Annotated in this window: 20 protein-coding genes and 2 tRNA genes; 9 read left to right on the plus strand and 13 right to left on the minus strand. The window is 48.7% G+C overall.

Annotation, left to right across the window (positions count from 1 at the left end):
• Window positions 1-56 precede the first annotated feature (56 nt).
• The 4 genes from H9Q13_RS02990 to H9Q13_RS03005 all read right to left on the minus strand — a co-directional run bounded on the left by H9Q13_RS02990 (window position 57) and on the right by H9Q13_RS03005 (window position 3122).
• A tRNA-Thr gene (locus H9Q13_RS02990) sits at window positions 57-129 on the minus strand.
• A gap of 23 nt (window positions 130-152) precedes the next feature.
• Window positions 153-225 (minus strand) — tRNA-Thr (locus H9Q13_RS02995).
• Window positions 226-357: 132 nt separating this feature from the next.
• Window positions 358-2523, minus strand: coding sequence for a DUF349 domain-containing protein (locus H9Q13_RS03000; RefSeq protein WP_191182255.1), 2166 nt, complete (start codon window positions 2521-2523; stop codon window positions 358-360).
• A gap of 29 nt (window positions 2524-2552) precedes the next feature.
• Window positions 2553-3122 (minus strand): YqgE/AlgH family protein, encoded by a 570-nt coding sequence (locus tag H9Q13_RS03005; RefSeq protein ID WP_191182256.1) that lies wholly within the window; start codon window positions 3120-3122, stop codon window positions 2553-2555.
• A gap of 280 nt (window positions 3123-3402) precedes the next feature.
• Here H9Q13_RS03005 and pdxH point away from each other — a divergent pair, with 280 nt between their 5' ends.
• The 4 genes from pdxH (at window position 3403) to H9Q13_RS03025 (ending at window position 7215) form a co-directional block, all read left to right on the plus strand.
• Entirely contained in the window at window positions 3403-4053 is a 651-nt protein-coding gene (gene pdxH, locus H9Q13_RS03010; RefSeq protein WP_191182257.1) for a pyridoxamine 5'-phosphate oxidase, read from the plus strand.
• 30 nt (window positions 4054-4083) lie between these two features.
• Window positions 4084-5382: a DUF1015 domain-containing protein gene (locus H9Q13_RS03015; RefSeq protein WP_191182258.1), complete on the plus strand. Its 1299-nt coding sequence runs from the start codon at window positions 4084-4086 to the stop codon at window positions 5380-5382.
• Window positions 5348-5917, plus strand: coding sequence for a Maf-like protein (locus tag H9Q13_RS03020; RefSeq protein ID WP_191182259.1), 570 nt, complete (start codon window positions 5348-5350; stop codon window positions 5915-5917). The genes H9Q13_RS03015 and H9Q13_RS03020 overlap by 35 nt, the downstream gene beginning before the upstream one ends.
• Before the next feature lie 110 nt (window positions 5918-6027).
• Window positions 6028-7215: a class I SAM-dependent rRNA methyltransferase gene (locus H9Q13_RS03025; protein WP_191182260.1), complete on the plus strand. Its 1188-nt coding sequence runs from the start codon at window positions 6028-6030 to the stop codon at window positions 7213-7215.
• A 72-nt stretch (window positions 7216-7287) separates the two neighbouring features.
• Here H9Q13_RS03025 and H9Q13_RS03030 read toward each other — a convergent pair whose 3' ends face one another.
• The 7 genes from H9Q13_RS03030 to sdaAB form a co-directional block, all read right to left on the minus strand.
• A complete protein-coding gene (locus H9Q13_RS03030) occupies window positions 7288-8694 on the minus strand; it encodes a methyltransferase RsmF C-terminal domain-like protein (RefSeq protein WP_191182261.1) in 1407 nt (468 codons plus the stop codon).
• Window positions 8695-8790: 96 nt separating this feature from the next.
• Window positions 8791-9186, minus strand: coding sequence for a (deoxy)nucleoside triphosphate pyrophosphohydrolase (locus H9Q13_RS03035; RefSeq protein ID WP_191182262.1), 396 nt, complete (start codon window positions 9184-9186; stop codon window positions 8791-8793).
• Between the two features lie 37 nt (window positions 9187-9223).
• Window positions 9224-10213 carry an acyltransferase family protein gene (locus H9Q13_RS03040; protein WP_191182263.1) on the minus strand — a complete coding sequence of 330 codons (990 nt, stop codon included), beginning with the start codon at window positions 10211-10213 and terminating at the stop codon, window positions 9224-9226.
• A gap of 93 nt (window positions 10214-10306) precedes the next feature.
• Complete coding sequence (locus tag H9Q13_RS03045; RefSeq protein WP_191182264.1) at window positions 10307-11296, minus strand: NAD(P)H-dependent glycerol-3-phosphate dehydrogenase; 990 nt, start codon at window positions 11294-11296, stop codon at window positions 10307-10309.
• 12 nt (window positions 11297-11308) lie between these two features.
• Window positions 11309-12688 (minus strand): efflux RND transporter periplasmic adaptor subunit, encoded by a 1380-nt coding sequence (locus H9Q13_RS03050; RefSeq protein ID WP_191182265.1) that lies wholly within the window; start codon window positions 12686-12688, stop codon window positions 11309-11311.
• A 9-nt stretch (window positions 12689-12697) separates the two neighbouring features.
• The gene (locus H9Q13_RS03055) at window positions 12698-14176 is read right to left on the minus strand and encodes a TolC family protein (protein ID WP_191182266.1); all 1479 of its coding nucleotides are present in this window, start codon (window positions 14174-14176) and stop codon (window positions 12698-12700) included.
• A 10-nt stretch (window positions 14177-14186) separates the two neighbouring features.
• On the minus strand, window positions 14187-14864 hold the full coding sequence (gene sdaAB, locus H9Q13_RS03060; protein ID WP_191182267.1) for an L-serine ammonia-lyase, iron-sulfur-dependent subunit beta: 678 nt from the start codon (window positions 14862-14864) through the stop codon (window positions 14187-14189).
• A gap of 369 nt (window positions 14865-15233) precedes the next feature.
• On the opposite strand from sdaAB, the gene H9Q13_RS03065 reads away from it, so the two are divergent.
• From H9Q13_RS03065 to H9Q13_RS03075, 3 genes are all read left to right on the plus strand, one after another.
• Window positions 15234-16202, plus strand: coding sequence for a tryptophan 2,3-dioxygenase family protein (locus tag H9Q13_RS03065; protein ID WP_191182268.1), 969 nt, complete (start codon window positions 15234-15236; stop codon window positions 16200-16202).
• A 159-nt stretch (window positions 16203-16361) separates the two neighbouring features.
• Window positions 16362-17939 (plus strand): NAD(P)/FAD-dependent oxidoreductase, encoded by a 1578-nt coding sequence (locus H9Q13_RS03070; protein WP_191182269.1) that lies wholly within the window; start codon window positions 16362-16364, stop codon window positions 17937-17939.
• A gap of 90 nt (window positions 17940-18029) precedes the next feature.
• Window positions 18030-18392, plus strand: a complete 363-nt coding sequence (locus H9Q13_RS03075; RefSeq protein WP_191182270.1) for a CoA-binding protein — start codon at window positions 18030-18032, stop codon at window positions 18390-18392.
• A 261-nt stretch (window positions 18393-18653) separates the two neighbouring features.
• On the opposite strand, the gene H9Q13_RS03080 is transcribed toward H9Q13_RS03075, so the two are convergent.
• Entirely contained in the window at window positions 18654-21164 is a 2511-nt protein-coding gene (locus tag H9Q13_RS03080) for an ABC transporter permease (protein ID WP_224744080.1), read from the minus strand.
• A 112-nt stretch (window positions 21165-21276) separates the two neighbouring features.
• On the minus strand, window positions 21277-21996 hold the full coding sequence (locus H9Q13_RS03085; RefSeq protein ID WP_191182272.1) for an ABC transporter ATP-binding protein: 720 nt from the start codon (window positions 21994-21996) through the stop codon (window positions 21277-21279).
• Window positions 21997-22142: 146 nt separating this feature from the next.
• On the opposite strand from H9Q13_RS03085, the gene H9Q13_RS03090 reads away from it, so the two are divergent.
• Together H9Q13_RS03090 and H9Q13_RS03095 are read left to right on the plus strand one after the other, a co-directional pair.
• Window positions 22143-22862 (plus strand): arylesterase, encoded by a 720-nt coding sequence (locus tag H9Q13_RS03090; RefSeq protein WP_191182273.1) that lies wholly within the window; start codon window positions 22143-22145, stop codon window positions 22860-22862.
• A gap of 532 nt (window positions 22863-23394) precedes the next feature.
• A complete protein-coding gene (locus tag H9Q13_RS03095) occupies window positions 23395-24102 on the plus strand; it encodes a GNAT family N-acetyltransferase (RefSeq protein ID WP_191182274.1) in 708 nt (235 codons plus the stop codon).
• Window positions 24103-24272 lie beyond the last annotated feature (170 nt).

Genomic DNA, 24272 nt, shown 5'->3' on the forward strand with positions numbered 1-24272 from the left:
TGTTAGAGGGCACAAAAAAAGCCTTCAGATTTCTCTGAAGGCTTTAAGTCATTTTGAGCCCCCTGCCGGGATCGAACCAGCGACCTACTGATTACAAGTCAGTTGCTCTACCAGCTGAGCTAAGGAGGCAATAAAATGAGACAATAAAGATGAGCCCCCTGCCGGGATCGAACCAGCGACCTACTGATTACAAGTCAGTTGCTCTACCAGCTGAGCTAAGGAGGCGTACTCTTTATTTGTGTTGCCCTATCGTTCTAAAGCGTTGCAAAGGTATAATATAGATTTTAATATGCAAATAGACCCTGCAGGATTTTTTCTCAGAATCAGATAAGGTTTTGAGAATCAGATAGAATTTTTTTAGCTCCTGAAGGCGGCCAGCTGCCGCTGCAGGACATCTATTCTTTTTTGTGCGTCGTCTATGCGTCCTTCATACTCCTCCCGAAGCTTGTCAGCGTTCTTGGAACGGGCGAAAAACTCCAGGTTCGTGCGCAGGGTCTGAATATCGTTCTGCAATTGCGAAATCTCACGTCTCACTGTTTGCTCACGTTGCTGCAACTTATGCGAGGCTTCCGGACTGCTCTTGAGTCGGTCTACCTGCAACTTCACTAACATGGAAGTACGGTCATCGTAAGACAGGTTTGGTACCCTTTCCAGGTAGCGCTCCATCAGGGCCAGGAATTTCTCTTCTACCTTTGCGCTTACACGCTTGTTGCCGGCATCCAGTTGTCCCCATTCCTGTACGATGCTGTTGTAATCTTCCAGCGACGTAGTGGTGTTAGGGTGGGCAAGCTCTTCGGTTACACGGTCGCAAAGGGCAAGCTTTTCTGCGGAGAGTTTCTCCATCTCAGCGCCTTTCTGCTGCTCTGAAGCCTGCTTTCTATCAAAGAACTCGTTGCAAGCGGCACGGAAGCGTTGCCATACTTTATCAGAATGCTTATCGGGCACGCGGCCGATTGTTTTCCACTTCTTCTGAAGCTGGATCATTTTTTCCTTTGTGGCGTTCCAGTCCGAGCTGTCCTTCAGGTTTTCGGCCTCCTCACATAGTTCTGTTTTAAGACGCAGATTTTGGAGTTTTTGCTCGTCAAGTCCTTTAAAGAATTGATTTTTGTGCTGAAAAAAGCTCTTATAATTAGCCCAGAAAGTTTTATTGACTTCCTCAGCATACTCTTTCGGTACTAATCCAGCGCTATCCCACTCCTCTTTTAGTTTTTGGATCTCGTCCGTTTTGTCACGCCACTCGTTGATGCGGTCAGTGTTAAAGTTCTGAAACTCCTGCAAACGGTCCAGTAAGGCCCTTTTCTTTTCCAGATTAGCCAACTCCGCTGTTTTACGCTCTTCCATGTAGGAGCGGCGATGCTCGTGTACCTTTTCAGAAGCCTGAATAAAACGCTCCCAAATAGCATCACGCTGGTCATTCGGTACAGGACCAATGTTTTTCCACTCTTCATGCAAGTGGCGCAGTTCAGCCAAGGCTTTGTTGATGGTAGGCTCATGCTGCAGTGCCTCGGCACGCTCAATAAGTTGAAGTTTGGCATCCAGATTGCGCCTTCGGTCCAGTTCTTTCAGCTCGAAGAACATACTGCGATTATTGTAGAAGATATCCAGCAGGGCATGGTACGAATCCCAAAGTTCCTGCGCTTCTCCTGGCGGAACAGGACCAATTGTCTTCCATTCCGACTGGAGTTTTTTCAGCTCGTCGCTGCTGTTCTTGGTTTCGGCAGACTCCACAAGCTCACGCAGCCTTTGCAGCAATTCCTTTTTGCGATCCAGGTTGCGATGGCGCTGCTCCTCGCTCTGCTGTCGCTCCTGATAGCGTGCATCACGGTAAGCGGCATACAACTGCTCCATCTCCGTATGCTCCATCGGAGCGTGGTAATCAAAGTCTTCCTCTGTACCCCCCTCCTGTTTGAATCGGTCAAGCGCCTCCGTTTTTTCCTGGTTGTACTTCTGCTCATAGTGCCGATGTACCTCCATAATCTTTTTGTACTTTCTGCGTGCCTCCGGGTTTTTAAGCAAGAGGGTAAGGTGATGGCGCAGTTCATCTATTGAAAGTTGGTCATAATCTAAGTGATGATCATCCTCTTCGAGCTCTTCTTCGTCGTGGTGGTCATCGTGCGCTGCTGCAGCATTTGGAGCGGTGTCAGCTTTGGCAGTTACCTCGGCTGTGGATTGCTGGGCTGAGGTTGCATTCTGATCGGAAGTAAGCTCATCTGCCCTAGTTTCTTGTGTAGCTTCTCCTGCGGGCAGGTTTGCGTCGGCAAAGGTTTCGGTTATTTCCTCCGTTTGCGCTGCTTCCGGGCCTGACTTCAGGTCTGGTTGAATCTCTGGCTGTTCTTCTTTTGGCACACCCTCTTCCAATGGTTGCTGCCCGCTTTGGTTTTTTTCGTTGATCTCGGCAAGGCGCTTTTCCAAAATATTCATCGGAGACTCCGCCTCTTGCTGGCTCGCTTGGGCCTCGCCCTGCTGTTGGGTTTTGTTAGGCTCTGCTCCGGTTGGGTCGGTGTGCTGGTTTTCAGTTGTCATGACTTCAGGTTTTTCCACGTTTAGAAGCGTTAGTTTAGTCGGGGATCCACGGGGTAGTTCGAAAGTACCTTGTATTTCCCTCCCATTTGCCGCAAAATGTTACGCCAAAGGGTATCTACCTCTAAATTAAATAATTTATTTGTAGCATTGTTGTTCACTATCCAAACATTTTTGTCGATTTCCTCCTGCAATTGCCCTGGCGTCCAGCCAGAATAACCCAGGAAAAACCTGATATCATCTGTCGAGATGATACCAGACGTTATCATGGTTCGCAGCATTTCGAACTCCCCACCCCAATAAAGGTTTTCACCAAGCTTCACCGCCTGTGGCAATTGCGGCAGGCGATGCACATAGTGCAGGGTGTTGTACTGTACCGGGCCTCCTATACCTAATTCAGCCTCAAACGTATCTTCATATAGATCAATCACATCGGATAGCTTCAAATTGGAGATACGGTTCAGGACCAGCCCGAAGGTTCCCTCATCCTCGCTGTGGCTGCAAATGAGCACAACGGTTCTTTCGAAATTTGGGTCTCCTAAGTAGGGCTCTGATATCAGTATGCTCCCGTTTTGAGGCTTGTTTAAGCTATCTTGGTCCATTGGTTATTCAGCTTTTAAGTGTCTTATGGGCGATAATTTCTTATTTACGCCATGCACCATCCGTTTTATACCTTCTTACGCAAACCATGCAATATGGTATCAAAACGGGCAAAAGCCTCCTTTCATTCGCAAATTTCAGCCCGATTTAGGAGCCCTTTACTGAATTGCAATGTAAACCTAATTTCTAATTTTATAAATTTATTATAATTTATTACAGTATCAATTAAAATTTATCCGCAGCGGATTATTTTATAATTTTGGGCAAACCATTATCTCAACTATGTCGCTTCAACATGACATTGCCTCTATCCGGATCAACTATTCCCGGCAGGCGCTAACGGAGGATTCTGTGTCGCTTGACCCGCTGGATCAGTTTAAGGTATGGCTAAATGAGGCCATCGTGGCGCAGGTGCTGGAGCCAACCGCCCTTGTCCTCTCCACGGTGTCTGCCGACTGCCGTCCGTCAGCTCGGGTGGTTCTCCTAAAAGAGGTTTCCGCTGACGGGTTTGTGTTCTTCACAAACTATGAAAGCCGCAAGGGACAAGAGCTAGCCCAGCGCCCTTACGGTTCCCTTACTTTCTTCTGGGCCGAGCTGGAGCGCCAGGTGCGTATAGAAGGCAGCATAAACAAGGTGGCTGATGAGGTTTCGGACACTTATTTTCATAGCCGTCCCCGGGGAAGCCAGGTAGGGGCATGGGCTTCTCCGCAAAGCAAGGTAATCGATAGCAGAGAAGAACTTGAGTTGGCTGACCAGAAGTACCAGAATGATTTTGCAAGCCTGCAGGTCGTGCCCCGTCCCCAGCACTGGGGCGGCTATGTGCTGAAGGCGGAGCGAATCGAGTTCTGGCAAGGCCGCCCTAACCGTTTGCACGACCGTATCCTCTTCGAACTGGAAGGCGGAAACTGGAGCCGTAAACGCCTTGCTCCCTAGCACAAACTACCTTAATATTTGTAATAACAGATGGCAGAAATACTACCCTTCAAAGCCTGGCGCTACAACCAAGAAATGGATCAGGCAATTGAAAGCCTGACCTCTCCGCTTTTTGATGTAGTGTCAGCAAAGCAACGGGAAGCACTTTACCAGAATAAATTCAACAGTATACATCTCTCGGTACCTTTGGGTGATGACCCGGCTGATCATGCTGCGCATACGCTGCAGGAATGGAAGTCGGAAGGTATACTGGCGCATGATCCGCTGCCTGGCATTTATGTGTACTACCAGTACTTCAGGCTAACCGGAAGCGACAAGGAGTTCTGTCGCAAAGGATTTATCTGCCACATAAAGGCCTATGACTGGCACGAAGGCGTATTGCTCCGCCACGAGAACACGATACCGAGCGCTGTAAACGACCGCATCGAACTGCTTGAAAAAACACTGCTGAACACCAGCCCGACCCATGGCCTGTACACTGATTCTGAATTTGAGTTGGAACGCTACATGGATGAGGCTATTCAGTCGCCGCTCTATGAGACGGAGGATTATCAGGGTGTAAGAGATGTGCTGGCTGTAATCCATGACCATGACGTGATCAGACTTTTTATTGATAAGCTGCAGGACCAGCAAGTGTTGCTGGCTGATGGGCATCACCGTTACGAGGGGTCACTAGAATACCGAAAAAAACGTATGGCACAGAATCCAGGCCACACAGGTATGGAGGCGTACAACTACCACCTGATGTACCTGACCAACACCGAGGCCGATGATTTGCGCATTTTGCCAACCCATCGTGTATTGCAGCAGATCAGTCTGACAGATGAGGAGTTCCTGGAGAAGCTACGGGAGTATTTTGTCGTTACGCCGAAGGAAGATGTGTACGAACTCAACGAGGTGATCGTGGGCAAGAATTGGGCATTCGGGCTATACCTGTCCGGCAATGCCTATAAACTGAGACTCAAACCAGAAATTCATCCACTCATTGACTGGCCAGTGCCCCAAGAGGTAAAAGCCCTGGACCTGACCGTGATGCATTATTTTATTTTCGAGAAGGTGCTGGGCATTGACCGGGAAGCGCAACGCGACTATCCAGGCCTGAGCTATGTGCGCAATTTTACGGCCTGTGTCAGCCAGGTAGACTCCGGAAAAGCACGTTTAGCGCTTATTACTAACGATGTATCCATGGAACAGGTAAAACGGGTATGTCACAGCGGGGCCATCATGCCCCAGAAGTCAACTTTTTTCTATCCGAAAGTTATCTGCGGATTTTTATTCAGCTCAATTAAAGAAAATGAATTTCTCACGGCCGATTCTGCTTGCCTCTAATTCACCGCGTCGAAAAGAACTCTTAGCAGGTCTCGGGCTCAAATTCGAAGTACGTGTCAAGGAGGTGAATGAGGACTTTCCAGCGCATATGCAACGCGAGGAAGTGGCCGAATACCTGGCCTCCCATAAAGCGAACGCTTATACCGATGACCTGAAAGACGAGGTTTTGATCACGGCTGACACCATCGTTTGCCTCGGTGACAGGATTCTGAACAAACCGGCCCATGCGACAGAAGCCTTTGACATGCTTCGGGCTTTGTCGGGCACTTCGCATGAGGTGATTACAGGTGTTTGTCTGCTGACCCAAGAGGGCAGGACGGTTTTTCATGATACAACCAAGGTATACTTCAAAGAGCTGAGCGACGAAGAAATAAACTTCTACATTCAGCATTACAAACCATACGATAAAGCCGGTGCATACGGAATCCAGGAGTGGATCGGAATGATCGGGATTGAGAAGATAGAAGGATCCTATTTCAATGTGGTCGGCCTACCGATTCAGAAGCTGTATCAGTACCTCCAGCAACTGGTATAGATATAGTCTCCTTTTTATTTTGATTGCAATAGGGAACTGATATTCCTGCGTAGTGGTCTTTTGCAGGTATAACCCTACCTTTGCGGTTATTATTATAGCAATTTCATCTGATGTCATTTACCAAATTATACCTAGCGAAAGGCAAAGAGCATTCGCTGAAGCGTTTTCATCCCTGGGTTTTCTCGGGAGCCATTAAAAAATTGGAAGGTCCAGAGCCGGAAGAGGGCGACACGGTGGAGGTTTACTCCAGCCAGCGCGAATTTCTGGGGATGGGACACTGGGCGCCCGGTTCCATTGCAGTCAGAGTGTTCTCGTTTGTGCAAACCGAGCCGGACTATACCTTCTGGAAAAGCAAAGTGCAGCAGGCCTATGACTATCGTAGCCGCCTAGGCCTTACCGAAAATCCGCATACCGATGTTTACCGGTTGGTTTATGCAGAAGGTGACGGTGTGCCGGGCCTGATTGTGGATGTGTACAAAGATACTGCCGTGGTACAGACGCACTCTGTCGGCATGTATTTGATCAGGGAGCATATTGCAAAAGCGTTACAGGAAATCTATGGCAGCCGACTTCGGGCCGTCTATGACAAGAGTGCTGAGTCGCTTCCGGCAAAATCGCCGGTGCAGGCTGTGAACGGCTATCTGTTTGGCGAATCGAACGGTGGCGTGGTGGTGACGGAGTATGAAAACCAGTTTTTCGTGGATTGGGAAAGCGGCCAGAAAACAGGCTTTTTTATCGATCAGCGCGAAAACCGCGACTTGCTGGCCCGTTATGTGAAAGACAAGTCGGTGCTGAACACGTTTTGCTATACTGGTGGCTTTTCGGTATACGCGCTGAACGCTGGTGCCAGTGAGGTGCACTCTGTGGATGTGTCGAAAAAAGCCATTGAGCTGACCATTAAGAACGGAGAATTGAGCCAGGCACCAGGCAGACACGAAGCCTTTGCCGTCGATACCTTCGATTTTCTGAAAGGCAAAGAAGACCGCTACGATGTGATCATATTGGACCCGCCTGCTTTTGCCAAGAGCCAAAAAGTACGCCACAATGCTCTGATGGGTTATAAGCGACTTAATGCCGAAGCCATGAAGCGCATTAAGCCAGGAGGAATTCTGTTTACGTTCTCCTGCTCACAGGTAGTGGACAAATATCTGTTCAACAACACGGTGATGGCGGCTGCCATTGAGGCGGGGCGAAACATCAAGATCATGCACCACCTCTCCCAGCCTGCAGACCACCCTATTTCGATCTTCCATCCGGAAGGAGAATACCTGAAAGGTCTGGTATTGTTTGTCGAGTAAGGTATAGGTATAAACGAATACAAAAAAGGCAGGCGCTTCACAAGCACCTGCCTTTTCTTTGAGTATAAATTGCTATAAATACTGCCCCAGTGAGAAGAGTTCTTCCTCTAATGTTTGCGGTAACTCCATCCGGATGCGCCACTCTTTGGGGTAATAATTATTCATTCGGTTGCCTATTTGCTTGGCCCAACCAAGTGGTAAACCTTTATACTGCAGCAATACCCAGTCGTTGCCGCTGCCTTCGAGGCTGATGTCCTCTTTGCGAAGGTAGCGCAGCGCCGATTCCAAGTCCAGTTCCTCTGTTCTGAAAACAGCTTTATTGAGGTAGGGCGACAAGGCTAGGGCATGCAGCGGTTTCAGTTTTTTGCCTTTCGCTTCTGCCACTTCTATACCTGCGTACACTACATACAGCTTCTGGTATACCTGATCAGCGTATTCAAAAATGGTAGCAGGTATAGCCGAAATCACTTCGCCATGCTGCAGCCATTCAAATCGATCCGGCTCAATTAGCCAGTCGGCGACCAACGCCTGCTCCTTTTTGCCGGCGGGAGTCAGTTTATGTTTCTTCTTTTTGCCTGAGCCGTGCACAAGTGCTTCGGCTATACCTTCCTTGCGTATCACAGCCAGGAAAAAGCCCTCGCCTTGCACTTGGTGCGGATAAAAGCGATAGCCTTTCATACCGTTTAGTTCTGACGCTTCTACTCCCCAGGCCGGGTCCAGGCGCAGTGACAGACTGGTGGCGTTTTCCTGTTCGGCCAGCCAAGCCATGTTGCTTTCGTTTTCTGCCTCGTTCCAGGTACAGGTGCTGTAAATAAGAATGCCGCCGGGTTTCAGGGCTTCCCATACATCCATCAGGATGCGCTGCTGTCGCTGGGCGCACAGTTTTACATTTTCTTCTGACCACTCCTGCCTGGCCTGTAGGTCCTTCCGGAACATGCCCTCACCGCTGCAAGGGGCGTCTACCACCATCACATCAAAAAAATCCGGCAACTTGCCAAAGTCACGTGGGTCGTTGTTGGTGACCAGCACATTGCCACTGCCCCATTTCGTCACATTTTCAGCCAAAATGGTTGCTCTGCTCCTGATCACTTCGTTTGCCACCAGCATGCTGTCCTCGGATAGCAGGCTGGCAATGTGGGTGGATTTGCCACCAGGAGCACCGCATAGGTCCAATACCCGAAGTGGTTGATCGAGGTTTACCGTCTGTCGTATTGCTTGCTCTAGAAACATGGAACTGGCCTCCTGTACATAGTAGGCCCCGGCGTGCAGCAGTGGATCGAGTGTAAAAAGCGGCCTTTCAGGCAGGTAATAACCAGTGTCAGTCCAGGGCACAGACGGTAGTTGTGGCTGTTGGCCCAACTTGCGAAGGTTCAGGCGAATACTGACAGGAGCAGGCTGTTGCAACGCGGTTTCAAACTGGGCATAAGCTGATCCCAGTTGTGTTTTCATGCGCTCAACAAAAGAAATTGGTAATTCCATACCTTAAAGGTACGGCTAAATCGGCGGAAGGAAAAACAAAGGGTGTGGCCGGTAATGAGTTGATGAGAGTAAGATCTCCGATTAAACCTTATTTTCTCAGACCGTTAACTGCAACGAAAGATACTCCTTTACGATAGGAAGATCTGCCGGGCACCAGGCATAATCGTTCAGGTCGGCAAGTGTTACCCAATGATAGGTTTTATGCTCAGCCAGCTGAATAGTGCCTCTGTTATACTGGCAAATGTAAGGGATGAGTTCAATAGTGTATGTTGGGTACTGTTGCTGTACAGGTGTCAGGCGCTGAGTAGGTGTGACAATCAGGTTCAGCTCTTCTGTAATTTCTCTGGTCAGACATTCTGTTTCGGTTTCGCCTTCTTCAATTTTTCCGCCCGGAAACTCCCACAAAAGTGCCTGGGTCATGGTTTCGCTGCGCTGCGTGATGAGCACACGTCCGAACTGTTCAATGATAGCACAGGTAACTTTGATAAGCATAGCTTAAAATAATGGAAATGTTGAAAAGATACTATAATCAGGAGGTGATTTTTTCGGAAAACCAGGATTCCACCAAAAAGAATGCATAACCTGCAGCGAGACAAAAAGCAAGGTTTGCCAATGCGGAAGGTCCTTCTGGCATCAAACCAAAGTAAAGGACCTGCACCAGAAAGATATGATACGATGCCTTCCCAATTTGTGCCATGGTGACAAACAGTTGATTATCTGACCGCTGTGGGAACAGCAGAATGGCAAGGTAGATGAGTAAGGTTGCGTAAGGAAAAGTAAGAACTAACTGTGCTTGCCATTCGGGCCGGATGTAAGGTAAAGACACACCCTGGTATTGATGTATGTACAAGTACAAAGCACTTGCCAGTCCTGATAAGATCACGAACCACTTGACACGGGGTTGTTCTCCTGAAGCCAGCCTGGCAAGCCACATACCCAGGGCAATGGCAGACAAATAACGAAAGAAAGCGGCGTCGTATAAGTAACGGTTCTCGTCGAAATAAGCGAACTGGAAAGATATGATCAAAAAAGCAATTTCTAACGCTATAAGCGTCGCAATGGTGAGATAAGGCTTGCGGTGGAAGGTATAGCCGATCAGGGGAAGCAGCAGGATGGATTGCAAAAGCAGGGTGATGAAATAGTTGCCTTTGCCGGAGACGGGTAGCACACCAATGAAGTTTTCCCAGCCCAGGGTAAAGATCTCCTCCCCATACAGTTGCTGCCATACATGACCCGCTCCGATAGCAATAACATACAGAAGCAAAAGCGGGAATATGATGCGTATGGCTTTCTTCTGGAAATAATGTAAGGTATAGAGGTGCCGGAACTGAAGCGTTTTGCCGCTGTAGGACAAGCCAAGGTTAAAGCCCATGATCACCATAAACAACGGAACAGCCTGCCAGATATGAAACACGGCAAAGCTCTCTATCAACTCCTGCTTGCTTAACGAATGTAGCAGGATGACAGCGATAATGGCCAGGCCTTTTAGTAGATCAATCTGTTGAAAGTGTTGCTTCATGCTACATCAGCGGTCCTCATGTGGGAGTTTACCTGCTAAAACGCGAAAGGCATACCTGTCGGCATGCCTTTCGCATTAAAAATAAGGTATGCGCTATTTTAATTTATCTTTCAATATCTCGAATTCCACTGCTGGCGAAATCCGCTCGTACAAAATCAGGTATACCGCCGTGGTAATAGGCATGTCAACCTGTAGCGTTTTGTTGAGTGCATAAATACTCTGCACAGCATAATATCCCTCGGCCACCATGTTCATCTCGATCTGGGCTGATTTCACGGTATAGCCGTGTCCGATCATGTTTCCGAATGTACGGTTACGGCTGAACTGGGAATAAGCTGTCACCAGCAAGTCGCCCAGGTAGGCAGAGCCATTGAGATCACGCTGGATTGGCATGGCAGCATGCAGGAAGCGCTCGATTTCCTGCATGGCGTTGGACACCAACACAGCCTGGAAGTTATCGCCGTAGTTCAGGCCACGGGCTATACCGCATGCCAGCGCAATGATGTTCTTGATTACGGCACAATATTCTATGCCATCCAGATCGTCGAGTGGATTGGCATTTACATAACGGTTGCGCAGCAATTTGCAGAAGCGCTCTGCGGTGGGCAGGTCGTGCGAGCCAATGGTCAGGTAAGACTGCTTTTCCATGGCCACCTCTTCCGCATGGCAAGGACCGGCAACCACCAACTGATGACTGTTAGGAACGTTGTAGTGCTTTTCAAGGTACTCGGTAATCAGGATGTTTTCCTTCGGAATCATACCTTTAATGGCAGAGATCAAAACCTTGTCCTTTAGCGCATCAGCAGCTAACCCGTGAATAGCCTCTTGCACAAAGGCTGCCGGAACAGCCAGAATCACCCAATCTGCGACGGCCACCACAGCCTGCAAGTCTGAGGATGGCTTTACGTAGTTCAGGTCGTAGGTCACGCCACTCAGGTAGCGTGGGTTGTGGCGGTAATTGTTGAGGTGCTGCACATCGTTTTCGTTGCGCATCCACCAGTATACCTGCGATTTGTTCTCTGAAAGTATCTTAACCAGCGCCGAAGCCCAGCTGCCCCCTCCTATTACTGCAATTTTTTCCAAGTCGGATTTATTTTATTTATCACCATTAGCGTCAGCAAGCGCTGATTTATTCAGTGACTTTTCGTCTTTCACAGCCACTTTCGCTCCGTCTTTCAATGTTTTAGAAACCGCTCTGAACGGACCCGAAACAACTTTCTGACCTTCCTCCAGACCACTCAGAATCTCAATGTTGTCAAAGTCGCTGATGCCGGTTTTTACTTTCACGGTTTTTACAGTGTTGTTGGCGTCATACACAAAAACCACCTCTTCAACCGGGCCTGCAACAACAGGCTGTGCCGCCTCTTCAGCTTGCTCGTCAGTGCCATTGTCGCCTTCAGTTGATTCTGGCTTGTTAGAGCGGGTTGTCACTGCGGACAAAGGTACGGATAAAACATTGTTTTTTCGATCTGTGATGATGTCAACAGAAGCGGTCATGCCTGGTCGGAATGGCCGCGTGTTTTTGTTTGCCAGGTGGCTGTAAGATTCGTTCAGCAAACGGATGCGTACTTCGAATTCGGTGACAGCCTCCAAAGAAGCGGCGTCCTTGGCCGTGTTGGCAATTGAAGTCACCACACCTTTGAACTTCTCGTCCTTGCTGGTATAAGAATCCACTTCTACGATTACAGAGTCGCCGAGGGCCACACGCACGATATCATTCTCGTTCACATTCACACGAACCTCCATGTTATTGAGGTTGGCAATGCGCATGATCTCGGTACCGGCCATTTGGGAGGTTCCCACCACGCGCTCACCCTGCTCTACATTTAACTTGGATACCGTGCCGCTTACCGGAGCGTAAATGGTGGTTTTGTTCAGGTTCTCGCGGGCGTCCTTAAGGGAGGCCAATGCATTCTGCACACTGAACTCAGCGGCGCGCACACTTTGCACCAACGATTCAATTTCCTGCTTTCCGGCTTCGTAGCTTGACTTTATCTGCTGGTACTCGGCCTCTGATATCACCTTTTGGTCGAAAAGGGCTTTGTTGCGTTTAAAATTCTGCTCCACCTGCACGAAATTGGCCTTGGACTGCGCCAGTCGGGCTCGGGACTGCGCCAGATTGGCACGCGCCTGGTTAACGCCAGCCTGCTGCATGTCTACAAAAGATTGGTAATTGTCAGGGCGGATACGAACCAGCAACTGGCCTTTCACCACAGAGTCGCCTTCCTGCACGGTCAGCTCGATGATCTCGCCCGATACGTCGGGGCTGATCTTGATCTCTGTTTCCGGCTGTACTTTGCCGGAGGCGCTTACTTTTTCGATGATTTGGGTTCGTTTGACATCAGACAGAACTACTTCGGTACCTTCGTCCTGGCCGATCCACCCGGCTTTTTTAGCAACGAGCACGCCTACCAAAATGAGTACTAATGCGCCTATCAGGGTATAGATAAGCTTATTCGATTTTTTTGCAGCCATAATTTTATGTTAGAAAGAAAGGTCTTTGCCTTGGTAGAAATCCAGTATTTTAAGTTTAAAGGTATAGTCGTATTTAGCCTGTATCAAGCTGGACTGAGCGGAACGGTAAGTATTCGCTATGATATTGAAATCCACTGAGTTGATGACGCCGTTTTGAAGTCTTAGTTCTGCGTTACGGAAGTTCTTCTCAGAAGCGTTGACCTGCTGGAGCGATGCTGCATAGCGGCGCTGTGCGGCGATGGCATCTACATAGGCCTGCTCTATCGTCTGGCGAAGATTATTGCGGGCGATATCAGCATTCAGTTTTGCATTTTGGTGTTGCAGCTTGGCGCGCTGCACATTGGTGCGTACCTGTAAACTGTTCAGGATAGGAATTTGAAGCGAAAGGCCAAACTGAGTATTGAGGTTATCGTCCCACTGACTGAACATGCCATAATGCTCATCAATTCGTCTGGTACTGAATTGATCAAAGTAGATTATATCAGATTCGGAACCGGCAGCGTCGTAATAAACCACCTGCGGCACACGACCCACATTAACCTGCTCCAAGGCTACCAGTTTGCGACTGGTGCTCGCATAGCGGCTTCCGGCCCCAGCAAAAAGACTTAAACGTGGGTAGTAAGCTCCCCTGGCCAGGTCTATACCTCTTTCAGCGCTGCGCAACCTTAAATCAGTTGCGCGAATAGCCGGCAATGTTTGCAATGCCACGTCGTATACCTGGCTGCCATCTACTATAACCGGGTTCTCATCTGGCTCAGGTATCTTTGGTATCTCAATCTGAAAATCTTCTGACGTAGGTATATTGAGCAGCTGCATGAGCGTTAACCTGGAGATATCACGCTGATTCTGTGCCGTAATATAGTTCAACTCATCCGTAGCCAACTGTGATTCAATATCTAGTACAGCATTTTCGGCCACACTGCCTGCATTGAACAAAATATTGGTACGCTTTAGCTGCTCCCTGGTGAGGTTACGCTGCAGATCCGAAACGTTCATTTGCTCATTGGCAAACAGAATGTTCAGATAAGCCGTCACTATTTGGACAGTTATGTCATTTTGCGCAGAAAGGTAATCTTGTTCGCTTGCCTCCAGATTCAGGCTGTTCTGCTTGATTTGGTTCACCTGTTGGAAGCCTGCAAAAAGCGGTAGCGTAGCGTTTATGGAAACATTCGACGTACGGGCGTTCTGTGTCAGCAAGCTGAAGGTCACCGGATCCTGGAAAGAACCCGTGTTGAAGCTATAGTTTCCATTGGCATTGATGCTCGGTAACCGCGATGCCCTTGATTGATTCAGGTCTGCTTGTTCGAGTTCACGGTTCAGGCTGCTCTGCCGCACGTTCAGGTTATTGGTCTTGGCATAATTAACTGCCTCTTCCAGTGACCAGATACCGTCGCTTCCTGCACCCTGCTGCTGCGCCAGCGAGGTACTATACCCGCCGATCGTCAGTCCCAGGGCAAGCAACAATACTTTGTTAGACATTTTTTTCATAGTTCGTTTCTTAAAGATCAATATTGGGGATATAGATCACATGCTTTACCCAGCTCAACTGCTTGAGATACTCCAGTGTGATGGGTTTTATACCTGAGTCCATCTCGATGAACTGCCGTGCCATTTCGTTTTTGCCTTTTCTGGAAACGTTCATTGTCGCAATGTTGCAATCGTCGTGCGCGATTACGGTGGCGATAAAGGCGATACTGCCTTTTACATCGCCTGCATCAATGATCAGGGTATGCAGATTGGCAGAGAAGTTAGCATTGAAACCGTCTACCTCCACGATCCTGATCACCCCACCTCCACGGCTCTGCCCTATTACCTCTACCGCGCGGTCGCCGGCTTTCAGGTTCAGCTTGATGGTGTTGGGATGCATGGTCGAGGCATTGCCAACCGAACGGAAGGTATATTTCAGGCCACGTTCTTTGGCGTGGTCAAAAGCCTCTTTTATGCGTTTGTCGTCTGTTTTGAAATCCAGCAGGCCGGCTACTATCGCTCTATCGGAACCGTGGCCCTCATAAGTTTGTGCAAAGGAATTGTAGAAGGTGATGACGGCCTCATCAGGCGCGGCGCCCAGAACCCGGATTGCCGCTCGTGCAATCCGCACCACACCTGCTGTATGAGAACTGGATGGGCCGATCATGATTGGGCCGATCATATCAAAGACACTGCTTTTTTCTGCCATTTAAGAGGAATCGGGTAAATATCGTAAAACCCAAATTTAACAATTTAGGCTAATTATAACATTTTTTGGTCAGTATATTGTTGTTATTTATACCAACCTTGGTTTTTGCTCTATCAATATTGGCATTGTGTCCATCAAATAAAAGGCGATTTTAGTTGGGCCTTTTGCAAAGCCATGCCTCGGGGTAATTCATTTGGGTAGATGATGGTACATCTAAATGGATGCGTGAACGGTGTGGAAGTATTTGACGCTGCACTTTGTTATGAGCATGTAAAGCAACAATTAATAAAGCGACAGCACGCTTCTAAAAGATAGTTTTACTTACTTTGTGCCGATTTTAGCGTCGTACCTAAACAACCATCTGGAAATATGGAGCATCAAGCATTTAAGCCCGAAGTACTCGAACAGCTCAGAAGGCTGGAGGAAAAGTATGTGCCGCTCGGTCAGGATTTGGCAGCTTACCTGGAGGGGCTTTATTACACAGACTACCTGAACTACTGGGATTATATCCACCTTGATACGCTGCTGAGTCTGCAGAACCCTCGTACCAGTATTCCGGATGAGAAAATCTTTATCATGTACCACCAGATAACGGAGCTATACTTTAAGCTTTGCCTGGAAGAGTACCGACAGATAGGTGAAGACAAAGAACTTACAGGTGAAATGCTCTACAAACGCTTAAAGCGCATCAACCGCTACTTCGAGAACTTGATCGACTCTTTTGATGTCATGGTGGATGGCATGGATCCGAAGCAGTTCCTACAGTTCCGTATGGCGCTGATGCCAGCCAGTGGTTTTCAGTCGGTGCAGTACCGCATGATTGAGATTGCCTCTACCGAACTGCGCAACCTTACTGACAAAGAGAAACGCAAGGCTCTTGGCCTGCAAAGCACGCATGAGGAATTGATGGATTGCATTTACTGGAAGGAAGGTGCTACCGAGGTTTCATCAGGATCTAAGACTCTGACATTACTTCGTTTTGAGGAAAAGTACACACAGCAACTCATTCATTTTGCCCGGCAGTACGAGCACATGAACGTTTGGTCTGCCTACAAGCGTTTACCAGAAGCAGATCAGCAGAATGCGAGGCTGACCCGGCAAATGCGCGAATTGGACAGCAACGTGAACGTGAACTGGCCTTTGATGCATTACAAATCAGCGGTACGCTACCTGCAGCGTGACCCGGAAGTGATCGCAGCCACGGGCGGAACAAACTGGCAAAAATATCTGCCTCCAAAATTCCAGAAACGTATTTTCTACCCTGAACTCTGGACCGAAGATGAACTCGAAAACTGGGGCAAAGGCTGGGTTGAAAAAGTGCTGAATGGGGATATTTAGGAATTAACGAATGAGTGATTATTAATTTTGAGTGTAAAAAATGTTTAGTGATTTTGTTGGATCGTTGCCTCTCATGATACTTTAACACGATTTATTCACTCATTCACTCAATCACACATTCAAAATTAACTTTAAGGATAACTACCTTACTAACTGTAAATGAAGAAGAAAGAAGTTGAAGTGGTGTTGTCGCCGGAGGTGGCGTACAATGACGAGCTGCTGGAGTCGGAGCTTATTAAAAGTGCCGGGCTCAAGCCGGAAAATGTGAAGCATATCCATCGTATTAAGCGGTCTATCGATGCGCGTGGCCGACAGGTCTTGCTTCGTGTGCGAGCTGATCTATACCTGGACACTCCTCCTGCCGATATCCTATCAGCCAGGTATAATTACACTGATGTAAGCAATGCCAAGAAAGTTATTATTGTAGGCGCTGGCCCTGCCGGATTGTTTGCGGCCCTCCGCTGCATTGAATTGGGACTGAAGCCGATTGTATTAGAGCGTGGTAAAGATGTGCGTGCCCGTCGCCGTGACCTGGCTGCTATCAACAAAGAGCATATTGTGAACCCGGATTCGAACTACTGTTTCGGGGAAGGCGGCGCTGGTACCTACTCCGACGGCAAACTGTATACCCGGTCCAAAAAGCGTGGTGATCTGCAGCGTATACTGGAAATTTTCGTGCAGCATGGCGCTACCCGCGACATTTTGTTCGACGCTCATCCGCACATAGGCACCAACAAACTGCCCCGTATCATCACTGCCATCCGGGAGAGTATAGAAGCTGCCGGTGGCGAGGTATTGTTTGACAAACGTGTCACCGATTTTATCCTGGAGAATGACGAGATGAAAGGCGTCCTGACACAGGATGGTCAGGAATACATTGGTGAGGCTGTGATTCTGGCTACCGGCCACAGTGCCCGCGACATCTTCGAGTTACTGCACCAATCAGGTATAACTATAGAAGCGAAGCCCTTTGCAATGGGCGTACGGGTAGAGCACCAGCAGCGCCTGATCGACAGTATTCAGTACAAGTGTGAGGATCGCGGTTGCTGGCTGCCGGCCTCCTCCTATGCGTTGGTGCACCAAACGGTGTATGATAACAAGCAGCGCGGCATTTTCTCTTTTTGTATGTGCCCGGGCGGCTTTATCGTGCCTTCGGCCACTGCTCCCGGCGAAGTGGTGGTAAACGGTATGTCCCCAAGCCGCCGTGACTCTAAATTTGCCAACTCAGGTATAGTGGTCGCGATTGAGTTGGAAGACATGGAGCTTGACAAATACGGTCCGTTGGCCGGACTGCGCATGCAGGAAGAGCTGGAGCGCAAAGCCTGCGAAATGGCCGGTGGCACCCAGAAAGCCCCTGCCCAACTCCTCCTCGACTTCACCCGTCAGAAAACCGGTGGTGCTTTACTCGAGACTTCCTACCAGCCGGGGCTAACGCCTGTGGATATGAATAAACTGTTTTCGCCCGCCATGGCTTATCGTTTACGGGAAGGTTTTAAGGCTTTCGGCAATAAAATGCGGGGCTATCTAAGTAACGATGCCCAGATTATCGGCGTGGAAAGCAGGACCTCCTCCCCGGTGCGTATACCCCGTGACCGGGAGACACTGGAGCATGTGCAGATCAGAAACCTATACCCTTGCGCAGAGGGTGCTGGTTATGCGGGTGGTATCGTATCGGCGGCAATGGATGGCGAGCGGTGCGCCGAGAAAATTGCTGCCAAGGTGTTGCGACAGGTATAATCAACTGCATTGGATTGGTTTTATACCTGATTGCCCTGTAACGTTTCGGTGCGTATAGCGGTTAAATAGAGAGATCAAAAAATCTGAATCATGAAAAAGACACTTGTTCTGGGTGCTACCGATAATCCTTCCCGCTTTGCCTACAAGGCCATTCACCGCTTGCAACAGCATGGCCATGACGTAGTGCCAGTAGGCATTCGCAAAGGCGAAGTAGGCGGGCAGTCCATCATCACCGATAAATCACAGAAAGTAGAAGGTATAGATACGGTAACACTTTATGTGGGACCGCAAAAGCAGCCTTCCTGGTATGACTATATTATCGCGCTGCAGCCCAAGCGCATTATATTTAATCCGGGTACCGAAAACCGCGAATTGGAGCAAATGGCTGAAGATGCAGGTATAGAAACCTTACACCATTGCACGCTCGTGATGCTGGCTTCCAGCACCTATTAATAATTTTTCAGAAATTTTTAAAGGGGCTGCAACCTCCTCGAAAGCCGGGCGTATAAACCAATATAATCAAAGTTTGCAGATGGCATTTGTTGTCTATGCAATCTTTAGAAAAAGGGATCTTTCAAGAGATCCCTTTTTTGTTTCCTGGCAATTCGGATTCAGAAATCAGTAACTATTGCTCTAATAACTTTAAATTCCCCTTCTCCCCAATTTAAAAACTCTCAAACTCCTCAACTTTTTAACTCCACAACTCTTTAACTTCTACGCTTCTCTTCTCAGCACTTCCAGCGGTGGCCTGTTCAGCACGCCACGGCTGTTAAGCAAGCCCACTGCCACGGTGAGCAGGGTAACCACTACGAAGATAACCAACAAAGGCCAGAGTACCGGCACAAACTCCATCTCAAAACTGAACACTGCCAGAGCCCAGGCGGCTCCAAATGCGATTACACAGCCCACAGCCGCGGCCAATATACCCAACATGGCGTACTCCATCAGTGTTATACCTAGTATTTGCTTTTTATTGGCACCGAGTGTTCGCAAGAGCACACTTTCCTGCACTCTTTGGAATTTGCTTACATTAACCGAGCCTACCAACACCAGCAAACCTGTGAAAATACTGAACAGCGCCATAAACTGAATTACAAAAGAAATCTGGCCGACTACTTCCTCCAGGGTGCGTAAAATAAGGTCGAGTCCGATGGCCGATACGTTCGGGAAGTTTTCTACCACTTTGCGCTGGAATTGCGCCGCCTGTTGCTCGTTGTCGCTGCGAGTCATCAGCACATGGAACTGAGGTGCCTCCTCCAACACGCCTTCGGGGAACACTACCTGGAAATTAGTCTGTACCCGATTCCAGTCCACGCGGCGAATGTGCGCCACACGGGCAGGCATAGTAGCTCCCTGCACATTGTAAAGCAGCGAATCCCCGACTTTCACTTTGATACGCTCCGCATAACGCTGCTCCAACGACACGGGTACCCTGCCACTGCCGCTGTACTGATTCTTAATCCAGGTGCCTTCTTCCGTTTTTTCTGAATCGCTTAGTTGGTCGCGGTATGTTACCCGGTACTCTCTTGTGAAGTTCCAGGGCTTGATTTCCAGGGTGGTATCCTTGCGTACATCGGCTAATGTCAAGTTATTGATCTGTTCCAGCCGCACTGTGACGATCGGGTCGAAGTACAGGATCGGGAGTCCCTCCTGTTTGGTTAGCTCGCCTACTTGGTCGCGCTGTGAATTCTGTATGTCGAAGAGCACCAGATTTGGTTGGTTCTTGGTGCCGGAAAGCGAGACCTCACTCAGCAAGGTACGTTGCACCATAAACAACGTGCCAATCAAAGCCGTGCCCAAACCGATGGATACCATCAGCAGTAAGGTCTGGTTATTGGGGCGATAGAGGTTAGCGAGTCCTTGTCGCCAAACATAGCCCCAGTGGGTTGGGAAAAAGCGTTTGACGGTCCAAGAAAGGCCTTTGGCTAGCAAGGCCAGTACCAGGAAAGCGGCGATAACGCCGCCCGTGAAATAAAACGCCTGCCACCATGTGCCCAATTGCCAGCGTGAGAAAACGACTATAAAGCCAAGCAACAAGCCGTATACCGCCCACCGAAGCAAATCTTTCTGGTTAGTGAGGTGCTCGAACGTGGCCCGAAGCGTGATTAGCGGTGACACCTGCCGTATGCTCAAGAGCGGCAGGAGGGCAAACAAGACCGACACGATAACACCTAACAATACGCCTTGCGTAGCGGCCGTTGCTGAGAAATAAGCGTCTACTGTAACTGGCAGGAAGGTTTTGAACAGCTCAGGCAGTACCAGTTGTACCACACTGCCTAGCGCAGCGCCGGCGATACCTCCCAACAGCCCCATGCCCATCACCTGAAACAGGTATACCAAAAAGGCCTGTTTGCCGCTCATGCCCAAACAGCGCAGGATACCGATGGTTGCCAGCTTGTCGCGCATGTATACATGCACCGCACTCGCTACACCCACGCAGCCCAATAGCAAAGCCACAAAGCCTACGAGCGCCAGAAAACGGGCCAACTCGTCGTAAGAGCGACCCATGCTCGCTTTTCGTGTTTCCACGGTGTCGTAGAACATGCCATATTCTTCTAAGCGAGGGTCCAGTTTTTTGCCCAGCGTGTCGGGTTGCACGGCTTCGTCGAGATCGTAATAATAATAGTAAGATACCCGGCTACCACGCTGGATAAGGCCGGTTTCTGGCAGGTATTGTCGTGGAATGTACACCACAGGGGCAACGGCGGCGGTCATGGCCGTTTGCCCGGGTATGCGATGCAGCGCTCCTTCTATGGCAAATGTCAAAGCGCCAACCCGTATCGAATCTCCTACCTCTGCTTCGTACTGCAACATCAGGTTATGGTCTACCAGCGCACGTCTGTCTTCCCTGAAACTTCGGCTGGCTTCTTTAGGCTTGGTCTCGATGGCCCCAAAGTATGGGAATTCACCTCCCAGCGCCCGCACCTGTACCAGTCGGGTTTCGTTGCTGTTCACAAAGTACACCATCGACATCATACGGTTTTCGTCTGAGCGCTTGCCCAGCGTGCCCACAGAGTCGATAATGGCCATGGAAAGCGAGTCAGGCTCTTTGTTCATGCCCATTACCAGATCAGCCCCGATCAGGGTTCTGGCTTTTTCGTCGATGGCTAACTGCAGACTGTCCCGGAACGAATTGATGGCCACCAGCGCGGCTATACCCAGCACAATGGACGAAAGGAACAGCGCCAGTCTGCCCCGGCTACGGCGGGTATCCCGCCATGCCATCTTAAGCAGCCAGGGTATATTCAGTTGCGGTTTATCCGGATTTGGCTTGGTGTCAGACAAGGTATACTTGATGTTTAGTGAAGTAAGTCTTTATGATCTTGTTGCTTATACCTTAGGATATGTTGGAGCCATACGGTTGGTGAGTTGCCTCAGGTGCCCCAGTATCAGAAACTACGTGGCCGCCTTTAATGCGGATAATCCGCTGGGTCTTCTCGGCCAGTTCCAGGTCATGCGTTACAAGGACCAATGTTGTGCCGGCTTCCCGGTTGAGCTCAAACAAAAGACTTTCCACTTTGTCGCCAGTTTCCTCGTCCAGGTTGCCTGTAGGCTCATCTGCAAACAAAATAGTTGGTCGGTTTGAGAAAGCCCTTGCCAGCGAAACACGCTGTTGCTCTCCACCTGACAACTGTGTTGGGTAATGATCGTGCCGGTCGGCCAGCCCCACGCGGGCCAGCAAATCCATCGCCTCCCGCTTTACATTTCGCTCACCGCGCAGTTCCAGGGGCACCATCACGTTTTCGAGGGCAGTGAGGGTAGGAATAAGCTGGAAGTTCTGGAAAATGAAGCCCACATATTGGTTGCGCACCTGTGCGCGGGCGTCTTCGCTCAGGTTGTCCAGGCGCACGCCATTGAGGATGACAGAGCCGCTGCTGGCCCGGTCTAGTCCGGCGCAAAGTCCCAGCAAAGTGGTTTTGCCGCTTCCTGATGGCCCTACAATCGCACAGGTATCGCCGGCCTGCAGCGTAAAGTTGATTCCTTCGAGTACCGTCAGATGACGGTCGCCGCTGTTATAGGTTTTCTTTAGGTTATTGATTTCTAGTATAGTAGACACGAGGGTTGTGGTTAAAGAACGGTAAAATAGCTATCAACTTTTTTCAGGTATAGCGCTACTTGCTGTGTATCCCGAACCTAATAACTTCTGGCGGGCGTTATAGGTTTTAAGATTGATAGAACTAAATTTAGCAAAAAAAAAGCTACATGAACAATAAGCAAAAATTTATCTGCTTTAGTATCGCCCTGCTTCTGACCCTTTCGGGTTGCGAGCAGGGAGGCACCACCGAGCAGGTGGCAGTGGAACAGCAAGTACAAACTGACACTACCTCGAAGGTGGCAGCCCCAAAAAACGAACGTATCAAGACCATCGTGTTTTTCGGGAACAGCCTCACCGCCGGATATGGGCTGGAGCCTGACCAAGCCTTTCCGGCCCTTATACAGGAGCGAATCGACTCGCTGGGCTTGCCTTATAAAGCCGTGAACGCGGGTTTGAGCGGGGAAACTTCTGCCGGTGGACGTAGCCGCATTGATTGGCTTCTGAAACAGCCGATTGATGTGTTTGTGCTGGAACTGGGCGCTAATGATGGCCTGCGGGGGATTGATCCGGCATCCACTTACGACAACCTCGGCATGATCATAGACAAAGTGCTTGAACAGAATCCGGAGGCGGAGATCATACTGGCAGGTATGCAAATGCCGCCAAGCATGGGGCAGCGCTTTACAAAAGAGTTTGAGCAGGTATACACCCGACTGGCAAAAGATAAAAATGTGGCGCTCATACCTTTCCTTCTGGAAGGCGTGGCTGGTGACCAGGCATTGAATCAGGGCGATGGTATACACCCTACAATCGAAGGGCAGCGCATTCTGGCTGATAATGTTTGGACGGTCATAGAACCCATTTTAGTGGCCAAACGAGCCTCCTGAGGCACATTTTGAAAATTTATTTGATTATTTACAAAGATTTGTAACCTAACAGCGTGACTGCCACGTATAAAAGCATGGCTAAAAGTTGAAAGTTTAATTAATAATTAATCCTTTCAAAAAATAACAGCGCTGGTTCTCCCGTAGAGCCAGCGCTGTATTTTTTTAGACTTTTCTGTACCGAACTATTCCCCAATTTCCTTTACACTCAGTTTTTAACAACAATACACTAAGCCCATCTATACCTACCAACGCCTGCATCCGAAACCAGGCGATCCGGATAAGACAGTGCGTGACGAAGTTTTCTTCTCCATTCCTGAATTTAGCAAACCCAATAACCCCATTTCATTAATAGGTTAGGTATGTCTATTTTACTTCAGCTTACACCACAACAGGACACCATTAGAGCTACATTATTTATACTTTTTCTATAGAATATAAAACTAAAAATATACAAACGCTGATATATACCGTATTCATACTAAACTATCAAGTATAAATTAAATATTTTCTGTTTTAAATAAATAATATACTTATGAAAACAGGTATCGGTACTTTAGTCAGCAAAGCGAAAAAGGGTGTGAATCTTCTCTTAAAAGGTCATGCCATGACATTATGGAACACACTACGAAAGCGCATTTACTCTAGTAAGCAATCTGTAGGTTTAAGGAGGGATATGAGCAAACCATTTGCGAGCCCGAAGGCGAATATCGACATACAGGTTCGCCCATTAGAAGAGCAGGATACAAAATTTTTACTCTGTACTGAGGGCTTAACAGAAAAGGAAGTAAAGATCGTGGAAGTGCAACGCAATCTGGTGAATTCAGATTTGAAAAGATGCTATGTGGCAGTAACTGAGGATGGCACCCCTTGCTATATGCAATGGGTGCTGAAACCGCAGGATAACAAAAAGATAAAGCGTTACTTTGGAAATATATTCCCTGACTTAAAACAGAACGAAGCTTTATTGGAAGGAGCATTCATGCATCACGCTTTTAGGGGGAAACGCGTCATGCCTGAGGCCATGTGCCAGATAGCTGATCAGGCATATCAAAATGGGGCAAGATATGTCATCACATTTGTAGAGGTTCACAATATTCCGTCTTTAAAAGGCTGTAAAAATTGTGGGTTCAGCCCTTATATCTTAAGGAAAGAAACATGGATCCTGTTCCGGCGCTATGTATCTTTTGAAGCGCTGCCAGAAGAAAAGTTTGTGGGGCATGCGGTTGCCTTAGCCAGTTAGGCGCATCAGAGTTTATACGGTTAAGCTTGCTGTCAATTGTGTGCTTTTTCAGCCCACATTAGGCTGTCTTCCAGTCAAACGCTTTAACAGCGGTTAGCCGGGAGACAGCTTTTTACATTTTAAGATCCTGCAATTCTGGTTGATAGCCAGTATTTTGTAGCAAACGAAAT

This window comes from Pontibacter aquaedesilientis (assembly GCF_014773225.1).
Classification (GTDB): domain Bacteria; phylum Bacteroidota; class Bacteroidia; order Cytophagales; family Hymenobacteraceae; genus Pontibacter; species Pontibacter aquaedesilientis.

Bases quoted from the DNA above. Each gene is read 5' to 3' on its own strand.
- H9Q13_RS03070 (WP_191182269.1), top strand. From the start codon at position 16,362: ATGAAGAAGAAAGAAGTTGAAGTGGTGTTGTCGCCGGAGGTGGCGTAC.
- H9Q13_RS03040 (WP_191182263.1), bottom strand. From the start codon at position 10,213: ATGAAGCAACACTTTCAACAGATTGATCTACTAAAAGGCCTGGCCATT.
- H9Q13_RS03075 (WP_191182270.1), top strand. From the start codon at position 18,030: ATGAAAAAGACACTTGTTCTGGGTGCTACCGATAATCCTTCCCGCTTT.
- H9Q13_RS03005 (WP_191182256.1), bottom strand. From the start codon at position 3,122: ATGGACCAAGATAGCTTAAACAAGCCTCAAAACGGGAGCATACTGATA.
- H9Q13_RS03050 (WP_191182265.1), bottom strand. From the start codon at position 12,688: ATGGCTGCAAAAAAATCGAATAAGCTTATCTATACCCTGATAGGCGCA.
- H9Q13_RS03080 (WP_224744080.1), bottom strand. From the start codon at position 21,164: ATGGCATGGCGGGATACCCGCCGTAGCCGGGGCAGACTGGCGCTGTTC.
- H9Q13_RS03000 (WP_191182255.1), bottom strand. From the start codon at position 2,523: ATGACAACTGAAAACCAGCACACCGACCCAACCGGAGCAGAGCCTAAC.
- H9Q13_RS03015 (WP_191182258.1), top strand. From the start codon at position 4,084: ATGGCAGAAATACTACCCTTCAAAGCCTGGCGCTACAACCAAGAAATG.
- H9Q13_RS03030 (WP_191182261.1), bottom strand. From the start codon at position 8,694: ATGGAATTACCAATTTCTTTTGTTGAGCGCATGAAAACACAACTGGGA.
- H9Q13_RS03025 (WP_191182260.1), top strand. From the start codon at position 6,028: ATGTCATTTACCAAATTATACCTAGCGAAAGGCAAAGAGCATTCGCTG.
- H9Q13_RS03090 (WP_191182273.1), top strand. From the start codon at position 22,143: ATGAACAATAAGCAAAAATTTATCTGCTTTAGTATCGCCCTGCTTCTG.
- sdaAB (WP_191182267.1), bottom strand. From the start codon at position 14,864: ATGGCAGAAAAAAGCAGTGTCTTTGATATGATCGGCCCAATCATGATC.
- pdxH (WP_191182257.1), top strand. From the start codon at position 3,403: ATGTCGCTTCAACATGACATTGCCTCTATCCGGATCAACTATTCCCGG.
- H9Q13_RS03020 (WP_191182259.1), top strand. From the start codon at position 5,348: ATGAATTTCTCACGGCCGATTCTGCTTGCCTCTAATTCACCGCGTCGA.
- H9Q13_RS03095 (WP_191182274.1), top strand. From the start codon at position 23,395: ATGAAAACAGGTATCGGTACTTTAGTCAGCAAAGCGAAAAAGGGTGTG.
- H9Q13_RS03065 (WP_191182268.1), top strand. From the start codon at position 15,234: ATGGAGCATCAAGCATTTAAGCCCGAAGTACTCGAACAGCTCAGAAGG.
- H9Q13_RS03055 (WP_191182266.1), bottom strand. From the start codon at position 14,176: ATGAAAAAAATGTCTAACAAAGTATTGTTGCTTGCCCTGGGACTGACG.
- H9Q13_RS03035 (WP_191182262.1), bottom strand. From the start codon at position 9,186: ATGCTTATCAAAGTTACCTGTGCTATCATTGAACAGTTCGGACGTGTG.